We start from the raw sequence: 13,279 nt of genomic DNA, 5'->3' as shown, positions 1-13,279 counted from the left end.
ATATGAACTATCTGAAAATCGTTACCATCTTCAATTGGGTGGTGATCGCCCTGCTGTTCCTGCTCGTAATGGCCGAAACGCTGTTCCCTACCAAAGGCGGCGGGGATGCGGCTTCCGGGATGGGAAGAGCTATCTACTACCTGGCAATCATCGCCCTGGTTGTGTTGGTCTCGCTCAATCTTCTTCCATTTAATTGGAGCAAATACACCGCATTCATCCTCGTTGCAGTGCCGCTTTTCTGGGTGGCGTTCGGGTCTTCCATTAGCAATTTCAAAAGAGGTATCACCAACATGATTGAGGCGAAACCGTTTTTTGAAGACAAAGAAAGGGACAGAATGGCCATTGCGATTTTTAATGCAAAGCCGGATAAATTGAAAAAATACATCACGGACGTACAGCCGCGGCTCCGGGATAACGCTTACGGTTATCCGTTACTTGAAATGGCCGTTGCAAACGCGGGCTCTGTCGACCACGACGGCGAACGGCGCCTGGAATGCATTCGAGCGCTCTTGCAGGCGGGCGTGAGCATTAAAAGTGACGATCCCGACGTCGAAAAAATCCATTTCTCGCCCGCGACGTCCGGAAACGCACCTGTACTTCGCCTACTACTGGAACACGGCGCCGATGCCAATGCTAGGGTGACCGATTACGGCAGCGGCAAACCCGACGTAGTCCCTATCATCTTCGAAGCACTGTCAACTTCCTACGGGGCATATGATTGCGTAAAAGCACTGCTGGACCACGGTGCCGACCCCAATGCCGTCAAACCGTGGGACGGCGACCATGAAAAAATGTCAGTACTGCTCTACGCCGCCGAACGGCAATACTGGGGCGTATGCAAGATGCTCATCGAAAAAGGTGCCGACCCGCGTTATACCACGCCGGACGGCACCTCCATACAAACTTTTATCGAGCAGGGCGATAGTTTTTACCCCGAAAACGAGCAGGCGCTGGCCGACTTTGAGGCCGTTCGGGCGATAATGGAAGGGCCGCCGGCAACCAGTCGCTGACCACACTGCCCTATTTCATCCGTTTCGCAGTAGCATCGAACATGCTCATCATACTTCCTTTCAGATTGTCATCATCCACCTTCGAAAGATCAACAGTCACGTCGTAGCCCTGGGCCGAAAAACCGATTGTAATCTTGTCGGCCGCCTCGTCGACGCTGGTAATGGCTATTTTTTCGGCGCTGGGGTCTGTTGCGTTGGTGATTTGGCCAGTGAGTTTGCCGTCGGTCCGGGCCAGGTCTGCAACGAGTTTAGCATCGCCATTGGGTGTTCCGAAAACGGTGATCTCCCATTTACCGGCAAAAAAGTCGGCGGGTGCCGTTTGCGCAATGCTCGTGCAAACTGCGCCCAGCAGGCACAGGATCATCATCATAGAGTTAAGCCTTCTCATAATCGATACGTTTTTAGTGAAGAAATGAAACCATCCGGCAAGGGGATGTCGACCTCCCGCGACCGTCGTACAGCAAATGTAAAGAAGAAGTTTATTTATTGTCTATATTTAAGACAATAATATTTTTCCAATTACTTATTTATTTAATACAAACAAGCTTCAAAGGTGCCGGACAGCAAATTTGTCTGGATTACCCCTTGTAAAAGTCTGTTTTACACACCTGTGCCACGCCTCAAACTGGTTAACTTTACGAGAAACATCGCACCATGAAAATGAGACCCGGCGAGTTTATCGCCCTTTCGGCCTGCACGATGACGCTCACTGCCCTTGGCATCGATATTATGCTGCCCGCATTCGGTGAGGTACGAAGGCATTTTGGCCTGAACGCCGACGCTACCGATACAGCGCAGATCATCTCCTTCTTCTTTATGGGACAGGTAGCCCAGATTTTCTTCGGCGCGCTCTCCGACCGTTTCGGGCGCCTGGCCATCCTGCGAATCGGGTTCCCGTTATACATCGCCGGAGGTGTCATAGCCGCACTGGCCCCCGACCTGCCCACCATGCTCGCTGCACGCTTTTTTGCCGGTATGGGTGCTTCCGCTGTATTTATGACGACCATAGCCGGCGTGCGCGACCGTTTTGTGGGGGATGAAATGGCACGTATCCTGTCTCTGATATTTACAATTTTTCTGTTCACACCGGTGATCGCCCCGTTTTTGGGACTGGCTATTATGTCTGTGGGATCCTGGAAAATGGTATTTCTCACCCCACCATTGTTCGCCGTAGCTGTGTTCCTATGGTCGCTACGCCTCGAAGAATCGCTTCCGCCTGCACAACGCACGCCGCTGAACCGCGCGCGCATATGGCGCTCCATCGTACAGGTGATCGGCAACCGCACTTTCCTGCGCTATACGACGGTTACTACGCTGCTTTTCACAGCATTAAGCTCCTACGTATCCAGCTCCGAGCACATTGTGGGAGAGATTTATGGCAAACCCGAGCTTTTCGCCTGGATTTTCGCAGGGATGGGTGCAATGATGTCCATGTGTGCATTGCTGAACTCCCGGCTGTCGTCCCTGTTCGGTGCCCGGCGGACAATCAAATGGCTTCTGGTAATTTATACCGTTATAGGCGCTGCATTACTTGCATTCACCTGGGCATTTGGCGACCCACCGCGCATGCCCCTGTTTTTCATCGCCGTGACCCTGATGCTCGCGATCAATTTGGCCGTGGAGCCCAATAGCAGTGCATTAGCCCTGGAACCAATGGGTAATATGGCGGGAATGGCTTCGGCTATTTATGGTACCTGCTTTTTCTTTGTAGGCGCTACGCTCGGCTCCGTAACAAGCCATATGATGGCCCATGGGGTATTTCCGCTGGTAGTTTGCTTTTTCGCATTTGGGTTAATCTCCGTGCTGCTGGCATTCAGCGATCAATCGCAAACCGCTACTGAAACGCCTTAGCCACGTTTTGCGGTTCCACTGGGGCAGTCCTACTGGGGCAGTCCCACTGGATTCCATATTTAATCAGTGGAAAATGCCGAGTTGTCGCCCGAAGAATCGGAACAGGAATCGCCACTGCCAGAATCATTCGTTCCGAAATCATCGCAAGTAAAATCGCTGCCCTCGGCACATGAATCGGAGAAATCACCGGCGCAGGTGTCAAAATTCACAAAATCACTGTCTGTTGGATCGACCGGACCGTTGCCATAGGAATCGCCGGCGCCGGCACCGCCGAATTCACCTCCTCTGAATGCTAATGTTCCCTGAAATGTGTGACCTGATGGAGATGTATGGTCTGCATCGTAGTCCGAAGTAGTGGACTCGCGGAAAACACCCGGATTCTCCCCGATAGAATACCCCCTATCAGGCGGGACTACTTTTTTTCTGTAAACAATCGTATTCTGCCTGCCGGCGCGCAAAAAAAGTAGCACCAAGGCAATGATAACCAGCACTATAACAACATCGAGCATAGGAGGTAGATTTTGGTTGAAACCCAATTTAACTATCCCAAAACCCGAACATTAATCCGATTACCAGACGGAAACAGGAAATTATCTTCCGTTGGTGAGCTGCTTTTAGCCACCAATCTTTTTATTCCGGTGGTCTTTAAAACAAATAAAATCGGCCCTTAAAACAAAACCCTCCGAAGCCTACCCGGCTAATTTTGTTCCATCACAAACCAGTAGATTTTTATGGAACACTCAGCATCAACCACCATTCAGTCAACCCATTACCAACAGCCGCTAAACTCGGGCTTCGGCGCCCTTTCGACCGCCGAAGATGTGATCAGCGGCATCGACCTCACGGGAAAAACGATTATCGTTACGGGCGGCTATGCGGGCATCGGCCTTGAAACCGTGAGAGTGCTGGCCGAAGCAGGCGCGCACGTAATCGTACCCGCCCGCGACCTCGCCAAGGCTACCCGTAATGTAAGCGGCATTCCTAATACAATTGTCGAGTCGCTGGACCTGATGGACCCGGATTCGATTGACAGTTTTGCCCGAAAATTCTTGCAAACCGGCCGTTCGCTGGATATATTGGTCAATAATGCAGGTATTATGTGGGTACCGCTCCAACGCGACGCCCGCGGGTTTGAATCGCAGCTGTCGACCAACCACCTCGGGCATTTTCAATTAACGGCTCGGCTCTGGCCTGCATTGAAACAGGCCGGTCATGCGCGGGTGATCAGCGTGTCGTCGTTTGGCCACCATATTGCGCCGTTTGATTTCGAAGATCCTAATTTTGAAAACCGGGAGTACGAAACGCTGGCCGGCTACGGGCAATCCAAAACGGCCAATAACCTCTTTGCTGTGGAACTCGACCGCCGCGGAAAGGCGTTCGGCGTCCGGGCGTTCGCACTGCATCCGGGTTCGGTCAACGGTACAGATCTTGGCCGCGTAGCGCCGATGGAACTTTTTCAGCAAATGGGTACCCACGATGCCGATGGCAATATGTACCCGGAAGTGGCCCAGAAGCTGAAAACCATCCCGCAGGGCGCTGCCACCACCATTTGGTGCGCCACCAGTCCGCAGCTGGAAAACCTGGGCGGATTGTATTGTGAAAATGCCGATGTTTCCGAGATCGATAATGGTAACATCGAGCACCGCTACGATCAGCCGTGGACATTGCGCGGTGTAAAACCCTACTCCATCGACCCGGAAAATGCCCGCAGGCTTTGGACTTTGAGCGAGCAAATGACAGGCACTAGTTTTGAAACCAATTGATCAACCGTGGCACACGAGGCGCATTACATTCATCCCGAACTGAAAATCTCCGGTTTTACGGAACATTTTCACAAAAGCGACGTGCTTTTTGAGGAGCATTTGCTGGTCTGGTTTATTTCAGGAGAGACGAAGATCATCCAGGGTGGGCAAACACATTTATTCGGTGCGGGGGATACACTTTTTTTCCCGAGACACGAACTGGTGACAGTGATCAATTATCCTAAGGATGGTATGCGCCACCAATCGGTCGTAATGCATTTAACCTCTCAGCGACTGGAAGCCTATTATGCCAAGAATAAAGTGGAAGTGAAACCGGTAGCCAGACCCGGCTTCCGGACATTTGACAAACACCCGTTGCTGCAAAGCTGCCTGGCGTCGTTAGTTCCCTATTTCGACCTGCGTGACCCGCTGCCAGAAGCGCTGGCCGCCATTAAAATAGAAGAGGCCATTACCATTCTGAGAACGCTCGCACCCGATATCGATCATTTACTGGCAGATTTCGGGCAGCCGGGCAAGATCAACCTCGCCGATTTCATGGAACAGCACTACATGTACAATCTGCCCATGAGCAAATTCGGCTACCTTACCGGCCGCAGTCTTACCACGTTCAAGCGTGATTTTAAAAGGACTTTCCAGACCACGCCGCAGAAATGGCTCACCGAAAAACGGCTCGACCTGGCGCATTACCTCATCAGGGAAAAGAAACGGCGGCCGTCGGAAGTCTACCTCGAAGCAGGGTTCGAAAACCTTTCGCATTTCGGGTTTGCATTCAAGAAACATTTCGGATATGCGCCAACGGAGTGAGCATCCAAATGGCCAAATGGCGCGAAGGTCTTCCTTCGTGGCCTGGCATTCGCAGGCCTCCGGCCGGTCAATACAGTAGAAGTTGCTGTAATGACCGGCCGGAGGCCTGCAAATAATGTGTGCAAAGCAGGAGCTTTGCACCAGCGCGGATTTGCACCGGCATCAGAAAGTAGGTGGTCTGCGGTTAGGCCGCTCAGCCGGCGCGCCGATCGGATTTGCGGGTTTGATTTTCTCATAATCCACAACCCCGGTTTTTTCGGCCCAGCGGAAATAATCGGCCGAGAGCTGATCCACTACATTCGGGTTCGCCGAAGCTACGTCGGTGGTTTCTCCGCGATCTGTTTCCAGGTCGTACAGCTCCCATTTATAAGCCGGGTAAGTTGAAACGATTTTCCATTTGCCTTTCCTTACGGCGCGGTTACCTGCTCGTTCCCAGAAAATCGGTTCGCCGCCGCGGTCTACCTCACCAGCATTGCCCGTAAGCACAGGTACGAGACTTTTTCCTGGAAGCGGGTTGATATTAATGCCCTTCTCCGTAGCCGGATACGCCGCTTTGGCCAGATCATAGAAAGTCGGTGCAAGGTCGATCAGGTGACCGGTACCTTTTACGATCTGTCCGCCTTTGATCTGCTTCGGGAACCAGGCAATGAAAGGTGCGCTGATCCCCCCCTCGTGCATATTGTTTTTGTATGCCGAATGCGGCGTGTTGGAAACGTACGCCCAGGGCTGGTCCTGGTACACATACGAACCTGCCGTTCCGGCCGGGCCGGTGTTGCGTTGTGGTCTGCGGGGCGACGCGCCCGCATAGCCGCCCTGCGCGCCGTTGTCGGAAATGAAGATAATCAGCGTGTTATCGTCCTTCTTCAACGCTTTCAGCTTCTCACGGAGCTTGCCTATGTTCTGATCCACCCGGTCGACCATGGCAGCATAAATCTCCATCTTACGTTCCCAAAGCAGTTTTTCATCATAAGGCACATTGTCCCAAGGCGTTACGTCCTTGTCGCGGGCCGCTATGGCTTGTTTCGGATCGGCGATTCCCAGTGCTTTCTGGCGCTGGATCCGCTCGCTACGCAGTGAATCCCAGCCAATGCTGTACCGGCCTTTGTATTTGGCAATGTCCGATTCGGGTGCTTGCAGCGGCCAGTGCGGCGCGTTGTAAGCCAGGTACAAAAAGAATGGTTTGGCCGTCTTGCTTTGCTCTTCCAGGAAGCCGAGCGCATGGTCGGTGATCTCGTCGGTGAGGTATTTGTCCGGCGGAAGGTTGATACGCTTGTTGTTCTCCACCAGCTCCACCGCCGGGCCTTTGCCGTATTTACCAATGTCATAATAGTTGCTGGCACCATTGATAAAGCCATAAAAACGATCGAAACCACGTTGGTTAGGCCACGCGATGCTATCATTGCCAACATGCCATTTGCCGCTCAGCAAGGTGCTGTAACCCGCATTGCGCAGCACCTCGCCAAATGTGAGCGACTCCTTGTTGAGATAGCCCTGGTAAGCCGGCAAGCCCAGGTTCACATTGAAATACCCCACTCCTGCCTTATGCGGGTACTGGCCCGTAATGAGCGACGCCCGCGTAGGCGCACAAATGGAATTGTTATAAAACTCGCGAAAGCGGATCCCCTCGCTGGCAAGCTGGTCGATATTGGGAGTTTTGATTTCAGAACCATAAGCGCCGATGTCCGAGTAGCCCAGGTCGTCGACCATAATCAGGATGATATTCGGGCGGGTGTCCGGGCCCTTCGGAGCAGGTTTCTTTTGCGCCGTGACGCCGGAGAAGGTCATCAGTGCCAGGGCTAACAATGTAGAGGTCTTCATGAATTTTGGAAAATGATGTAACAAGAGATGTTTGCTACAAAAATATATTTATTCTATATATCCTATATACTATATTTAAAATAACTTACACTAAGTGGTTGCTGTGGTATGACGACCTGTTGTTACATGCTTGTGGCATTTCGAACCGATTGCTGAATTTGTTGCTGCCCATATTACGTGCCTACGGTACTTGGCCAGATGCCCGGTATGCGCCCCGGGGTATTTCGATATTAAATCGCGTTAGCGATGTAACATTGGTAGAAACCAGGCTCTGAACAGCTGTGGGGCAATGCCGTCAGGCATGTAACAACAACGCATACCCCAACGGCATTTCATTGAATACCTTCCGTAGTCATCACGACCCTCCGCATCGAACCGTCGTTTTCGTAAAACAGCCGATCGACGCAAACAGACCTGCGGTGGCTACCGCCTTCAGGTAATGCACCATTGTGATAGAAAAAGTAATCTGCGTCGTTGAATTCGATGATCGCCGGGCGGTTTGTTGCACAGTTTCCGGCGATTTCGTTCAATATGCCTTTGAACTCCCATGGGCCTTTGATGTGCCGGCTTGTGGCATAGGCCACTTTTTCAGGATAACCATAGCCGTAGGCCAGGTAGTAAATGCCTTTCTTTTTATGAATGTGCGCACCTTCGGAAAAATCCGGGAGGCTTACCACAGTAATTTCACTGGCGAGTTCAGTCAAATTACCTTTCAATTCGGCGAAATAGCATTGCCCGTTGCCCCAGAACAGGTAGGCACGACCGTCGTCATCTATCAGGACCGTCGGATCGAGATTTGCTTTGTCGTTTTGGGTTGTAGGCAGCATATCATGGGTCACCAACGCCGAGCCTTTGGCATCCACAAACGGGCCGGTGGGATTGTCGGAAACGGCCACACCAATCGCCTTGAAGGGCCCGCCCTTGTGCGTTACCGACACGAACCAATAGAACTTATCCCGGTATCTAACCACCTTTGACGCATAAGCATCGCCGCTGGCCCATTGGAAATCAGTGGCCTTCAAGAGTGAAGGATGTTCGACCCAACGGAGAAGGTCGCTGGATGAAAAACAAAGCCAGTCGTGCATTCGGTAATCGTCGACGCCAGGTGGCGGATCGTCGTGGCCGGTGTACAAGTAAATCGTTCCTTCGTGGACAACCACCGTTGGATCGGCAGTGTAGTAGTTTCGGATAATAGGATTACCTTCTTTTATCATATGCCCGGAATAATGTTGATGGAGGCATCTGGATTCAAAAACCATTCCCAAAGACGTCTTCGCCTTGCCAATGTCGCCGTCCGGAGCGTCCAGTCTGGCTGCGGATGTGTCCATTTCAATAGGATTACGAATGTGCCGCTGACAATTTCAGGCCAGTTTTGTGTCATCAATCACTCAAAAACAATCAAGGTCATGACACAAAAAACAACAACCACGATCTACTGGATAGGTACCACATTAACATCACTCTGGTTCGGCGCAAGCGGCTTTTTTGAACTTACCAAGAATCCTGTCGTGTGGGATATAACCGTGCAGCTCGGTTATCCGGCGCATTTCATTTACCTGCTGGGCGTTTTCAAGCTTTCGGGCGTGGCGGTGCTCCTTACCCCCAACAGATTGCACCGGTTGAAAGAATGGGTATTTGCGGGGATATTCTTCGACATCATTTTTGCATTCGTGTCCAAACTCGCTGTGATCGGCTTTCCGGCAACCATCGACGCGATCGTCGCATTTGTGATGGTATCCGTCACTTACACGATGTTCCGCAGGCTTGAAAAATACTCCGGAAATGCATTCGGCCAGGGTCAGGTGTTAGTGCAATAGGTAAAATGGATTTGATACCGAGCCCATCTGGTCTAGCTGTTTCTGTCAAAACTGCACCAGAACAACAGTCCAACACCGACCTACCTTCGTACTGCGATTTCGCACTGAACCATTTTAAATCGAAGACAATGAAAAAGGCCATTTTCTTTCATGCCGGCTGCCCGGTTTGCCTCAGCGCAGAGCAGGACATATTAAACCTCATCCCCGCCGACCAGATAGAAGTAGTGCATCTCGGTGTGGACAAAGGCAAAATTGCCGACGCCGAACGGGCTGGTGTACAGTCGGTACCGGCATTGCTCACGCCGAACGGCAACGTGCTGCACATTAATTTCGGCGCGTCGATCCCAGATCTTAAATATTGATTTACAATGCGTTGTGAGCAGCCCGGGAGGAATGTCCCGGGCTGTTTTGCTTTTTATTTAAAAAAATATTACTCTACTATTTCTATATACTAAATAATATCCATAGCTTTGCCGGAGAAACTTACGATCCCTATACATGAAACCACCGATTATACCTTACTGTTGTCGACCGAAGCTCCGTAATCAGCATTAGGAACGGCTGTTTAGCAGTAACCACCACGCATAACACCATCGAAAACAGTAAAGCAATTCCTCATTTATGAAGACATTTTTAACGACCCTATTCAGTTCAGCAATTCTACTCATCTCATTTGTCGCACAAGCCCAGAACGCACCGATCGTGAATGCGACGGTCTCAGGAAAAGTTCTGGATGCTTCCAACGACTCCCCGCTTATCGGAGCAACCGTGACGATCAAAGGAACAACTAACGGAGCAGCCACAGATGCCAATGGTGAATTTCAGCTTGTAACGGGTCAGAAGCTTCCATTCACACTGGTAGTTTCATTTTTAGGATATATCAAAAAAGAAACCGTGATCGAAGGCAGCGGGGTGACGATCAAGCTCGATCCTTCGGCCGGTAACCTCGAAGATGTCATCATTTCTTCACGCCGGCGTCAGGAATCAGCGCAGGAAGTGCCTATTCCTATCTCGGTAATCCGGGGTTCGGCCGCGGAAGATGCGGGCGCGTTCAATGTGAACCGTTTGAAAGAACTGGTACCGACCGTTCAGCTCTATGTTTCCAATGCGCGTAACACTACATTGAACATCCGGGGCCTTGGCTCGACTTACGGCCTCACCAACGACGGTATCGACCCGGGTGTAGGTTTTTATGTGGACGGCGTTTACTATGCACGTCCGGCTGCCACTGCGCTGGATTTCATCGACATCGAACGCATTGAAGTACTGCGCGGACCTCAGGGAACGCTTTTCGGAAAGAATACCACCGCGGGCGCATTCAACATCACTACCCGCGGCGCAAGCTTCGACCCGGGCGGCAGCTTCGAACTCAGCTACGGTAACTTCGGCTACATTCAGGCCAAAGGATCATTCACCGGCCCGATCAACGAGAAACTCGCGGCCCGCGTCTCTTTCACCGGAACTCAGCGTAACGGCCTGTTTTTCAACGAACATACCCAGCAGCGGATCAACGACATCAACAACATCGGTGTACGCGGCCAAATTCTCTACCAACCCAGCAGCAAGGTTAACATTACCGTGATCGGTGACGTTTCAGACCAGAAACCCAATGGATACGGCTGGCCCGTGGCCGGTGTGGTGCCTACCAAACGCGCAGCTTACCGCCAGTTCGACGCGATTATCGCTGATCTGGGTTACAAACTCCCCTATTCTAGCGCTTTCGAACGCAAAGTGGACCTGGATACGCCTTCCAAAGCGGATAACAGACTAGGCGGTGTGTCGGCTAATGCAGATATCAAAATCGGCAATGGAACGCTTACGGCTACTTCGGCATGGCGCTTCTGGAAATGGGTACCACTCAACGACCGCGATTACCTTGGACTACCGGTATTTACCATTTCTTCCGGCAACTCGGCACATGACCAATGGTCACAGGAAATCCGTTATTCTGGTAAAATCTCTCCGAAACTCAGCGGTGTGGTTGGCTTGTTCGGCCTTTGGCAAGACTTAAAATCGGACCCTGTACAAACAGAAGAAGCGGGCTCGGCCCAATGGCGTTTCGCGCAAAGCACAACCAGCGAGCTTTGGAAAACACCCGGTTTGTTCGATAACTTCGGTATCCGCACCACCAACCGCATTAAAAGTACCAGTCTGGCCATCTTCGCTCAGGCCGACTGGGCGATCACCGATAAGCTGCACGTATTGCCAGGTGTCCGTTACAACTACGACAAAAAAGTGGTTGACTATAAGAGAGAAACTTACGGCGGCCTCCAAACCACCGACCCGGCGCTGCTGGCATTGAAAAAACTGGTTTATACCGATCAGGCATTCAATACCAACTACGATCAGGGGAACTTCTCGGGGCAGTTGTCGGTCCAATACAAAGCAAGCAGCAAATTCAACGCCTATGCTACCTATTCGATCGGTTATAAGCCTATCGGTGTGAACGTGGGCGGTTTGCCGACGGCTAACGGCGCGGTTCTCCTCGACCTGGCCAATGTGAAGCCAGAACACGTGGATCACAAAGAACTGGGTATCAAAACCAGACCGACCGCTAACTCGGTATTGAACCTGACACTTTTCCGTTCCGACATCAACGATTATCAAACGCAGGTTCAGACTCCCGAGCCCGGCGTAAACCGCGGCTACCTTGCCAATGCAGAGAAAGTGCGCGTACAAGGTGTGGAAGTAGATGGTAATATCCGTTTCAGCAACCTGTCGTTCAATGCGGCGGTAGCCTATACCGATGGTAAATATGTGACTTTCAAAAACGCGCCGGTACCTTTGGAAGAAGTAGGCGGTGAGCAGGCGTTCAAAGACATTTCGGGCGGCAGATTGCCGGGTATCTCCAAATGGTCGGGTTCTGTGGGCGGCGAAGGAACCGTGAAAGGCACATTCCTGGGCTTGAAAGGCAACTACTTCCTGGGTATCGATGTGTTTGCGCGCTCAGAGTTCTCATCCAACCCGTCGCCATCCAAATACCTGAACATCGAAGGCTACTCGCTGACTAACAGCCGACTAGGCTTCCGCGCTTCGAACGGCATTTCGTTCTTCGTTTGGGCCAGAAACATATTTAACAAGGATTACTACGAACTGCTTCTGGCGGCACCAGGCAGCTATGGACAATATGCCGGGGTAGTAGGCGACCAACGCACCTACGGCGTGACATTGCGCTACTCGTTCTAAGGTTTCGAGGAATACGAATATTATAACACTGCTGATCGGGGCTTTCCATTTGGAACGTCCCGATTTTTTTGTCTTAGCCCCAAAAGACGCGGCGCCGTTAAACCATTACATCATCAGGCTCGGCTCTTTTCGTTTTCAAGGGCTCAATGGGACCACTCGTGATTTGAAAAATCGAAGCGCCCAGTTTCACTTCAAGCAACGCCAGTGTTTTGATCGTAAAATTATGTGTCCCGGTCATCCATTTACTCACCTGCGATTCCTTTTTACCCAGCATTTCAGCCAGGTCTCGTTGCGTCAATCCTTTTGATTCGAGTATTGCATGGATCCGGTCTGAAAGATCGAAACTGGTATCAACGAATTTATCAATGGCTGGATCTGGAATAATTTTGTCTAATGCGTTCATAACTATATGTCTACAAAAAGTTCACCTTCCAATGTCATCAGGTCGTCGGAATAATAAATGGCTTTTTCCCGGATCTTTTCAATCAGTTTATTGTCGATAGCCATCATCAGCTTCATAGCGCTCCACGTTTCCGAGCCATCCTGCGTTTTCTGGCCTTTCTTTTCTCCTCCACCATCCAAAATGATAATGCTATGACTACACCTTATGCAGTAGATCCTTAGTCTGGAAAACGTTACAGGCCCGGCATTGACATTGTTTTCAGCCCGGAAGAACCTTGGCTGTGCTCCGCGGGTTTGGATGTTGTGCAGCCAGCGCTTAATCAACCGAATGTCTTCGAAAAATCCTTTTTCAAAAAATTCATCCACAAACTGGTCGGTTTTCGTGACCGGACTACCTTCAAATCTGATGGTATAAATAGTTACCTCCTCCGATCTGGAATACCACTCGAAATAGATACGATTCACTTTTAAGTTAAGTTCAAAGATAAAACATTTCCTGACAAAAAGGAATGTTGAGTGAGATCGTTTCTATGGGCAATATCTAAAAATTTCCTCTTATTGTCTAATGAGTAGATATTAGTCCCGCGCCGCTTCACCATCCGAACAGGACCAGTTTTCCGGCAGTAAA

13 protein-coding genes are annotated in these 13,279 nt (G+C 51.0%); 7 read left to right on the top strand and 6 right to left on the bottom strand.

The window, feature by feature from the left end; all coding sequences use genetic code 11:
• Window positions 1-2 precede the first annotated feature (2 nt).
• Window positions 3-1,010 (top strand): ankyrin repeat domain-containing protein, encoded by a 1,008-nt coding sequence (locus tag ACQ4MZ_RS18860; protein ID WP_430847293.1) that lies wholly within the window; start codon window positions 3-5, stop codon window positions 1,008-1,010.
• Between the two features lie 10 nt (window positions 1,011-1,020).
• Here ACQ4MZ_RS18860 and ACQ4MZ_RS18855 read toward each other — a convergent pair whose 3' ends face one another.
• Window positions 1,021-1,398, bottom strand: coding sequence for a hypothetical protein (locus ACQ4MZ_RS18855; protein WP_430847291.1), 378 nt, complete (start codon window positions 1,396-1,398; stop codon window positions 1,021-1,023).
• A 266-nt stretch (window positions 1,399-1,664) separates the two neighbouring features.
• Between ACQ4MZ_RS18855 and ACQ4MZ_RS18850 the strand changes: the two genes are divergently transcribed.
• The gene (locus ACQ4MZ_RS18850; RefSeq protein WP_430847289.1) at window positions 1,665-2,861 is read left to right on the top strand and encodes an MFS transporter; all 1,197 of its coding nucleotides are present in this window, start codon (window positions 1,665-1,667) and stop codon (window positions 2,859-2,861) included.
• Window positions 2,862-2,920: 59 nt separating this feature from the next.
• Here ACQ4MZ_RS18850 and ACQ4MZ_RS18845 read toward each other — a convergent pair whose 3' ends face one another.
• The gene (locus tag ACQ4MZ_RS18845; protein WP_430847287.1) at window positions 2,921-3,370 is read right to left on the bottom strand and encodes a hypothetical protein; all 450 of its coding nucleotides are present in this window, start codon (window positions 3,368-3,370) and stop codon (window positions 2,921-2,923) included.
• Window positions 3,371-3,592: 222 nt separating this feature from the next.
• Between ACQ4MZ_RS18845 and ACQ4MZ_RS18840 the strand changes: the two genes are divergently transcribed.
• Window positions 3,593-4,624, top strand: coding sequence for an SDR family NAD(P)-dependent oxidoreductase (locus ACQ4MZ_RS18840; protein WP_430847285.1), 1,032 nt, complete (start codon window positions 3,593-3,595; stop codon window positions 4,622-4,624).
• Window positions 4,625-4,630: 6 nt separating this feature from the next.
• Window positions 4,631-5,428, top strand: a complete 798-nt coding sequence (locus tag ACQ4MZ_RS18835; RefSeq protein ID WP_430847283.1) for a helix-turn-helix domain-containing protein — start codon at window positions 4,631-4,633, stop codon at window positions 5,426-5,428.
• Window positions 5,429-5,590: 162 nt separating this feature from the next.
• On the opposite strand, the gene ACQ4MZ_RS18830 is transcribed toward ACQ4MZ_RS18835, so the two are convergent.
• Together ACQ4MZ_RS18830 and ACQ4MZ_RS18825 are read right to left on the bottom strand one after the other, a co-directional pair.
• Complete coding sequence (locus ACQ4MZ_RS18830; protein WP_430847281.1) at window positions 5,591-7,246, bottom strand: arylsulfatase; 1,656 nt, start codon at window positions 7,244-7,246, stop codon at window positions 5,591-5,593.
• Between the two features lie 332 nt (window positions 7,247-7,578).
• Complete coding sequence (locus ACQ4MZ_RS18825; RefSeq protein WP_430847279.1) at window positions 7,579-8,574, bottom strand: glycoside hydrolase family 43 protein; 996 nt, start codon at window positions 8,572-8,574, stop codon at window positions 7,579-7,581.
• A 78-nt stretch (window positions 8,575-8,652) separates the two neighbouring features.
• Between ACQ4MZ_RS18825 and ACQ4MZ_RS18820 the strand changes: the two genes are divergently transcribed.
• The 3 genes from ACQ4MZ_RS18820 to ACQ4MZ_RS18810 all read left to right on the top strand — a co-directional run bounded on the left by ACQ4MZ_RS18820 (window position 8,653) and on the right by ACQ4MZ_RS18810 (window position 12,249).
• Entirely contained in the window at window positions 8,653-9,063 is a 411-nt protein-coding gene (locus tag ACQ4MZ_RS18820; RefSeq protein ID WP_430847277.1) for a DoxX family protein, read from the top strand.
• Between the two features lie 128 nt (window positions 9,064-9,191).
• Complete coding sequence (locus tag ACQ4MZ_RS18815) at window positions 9,192-9,425, top strand: thioredoxin family protein (protein WP_430847275.1); 234 nt, start codon at window positions 9,192-9,194, stop codon at window positions 9,423-9,425.
• Between the two features lie 259 nt (window positions 9,426-9,684).
• Window positions 9,685-12,249, top strand: coding sequence for a TonB-dependent receptor (locus tag ACQ4MZ_RS18810; protein WP_430847273.1), 2,565 nt, complete (start codon window positions 9,685-9,687; stop codon window positions 12,247-12,249).
• A gap of 97 nt (window positions 12,250-12,346) precedes the next feature.
• Here the strand turns inward: ACQ4MZ_RS18810 and ACQ4MZ_RS18805 are convergent, their stop codons facing one another.
• Complete coding sequence (locus tag ACQ4MZ_RS18805; protein WP_430847271.1) at window positions 12,347-12,652, bottom strand: helix-turn-helix domain-containing protein; 306 nt, start codon at window positions 12,650-12,652, stop codon at window positions 12,347-12,349.
• A 2-nt stretch (window positions 12,653-12,654) separates the two neighbouring features.
• Window positions 12,655-13,116: a hypothetical protein gene (locus ACQ4MZ_RS18800; protein WP_430847269.1), complete on the bottom strand. Its 462-nt coding sequence runs from the start codon at window positions 13,114-13,116 to the stop codon at window positions 12,655-12,657.
• Window positions 13,117-13,279 lie beyond the last annotated feature (163 nt).

It is taken from the genome of Dyadobacter sp. BHUBP1 (assembly GCF_050587785.1).
GTDB lineage: Bacteria > Bacteroidota > Bacteroidia > Cytophagales > Spirosomataceae > Dyadobacter.
This window is presented reverse-complemented; position numbering and strand designations above follow the sequence as displayed.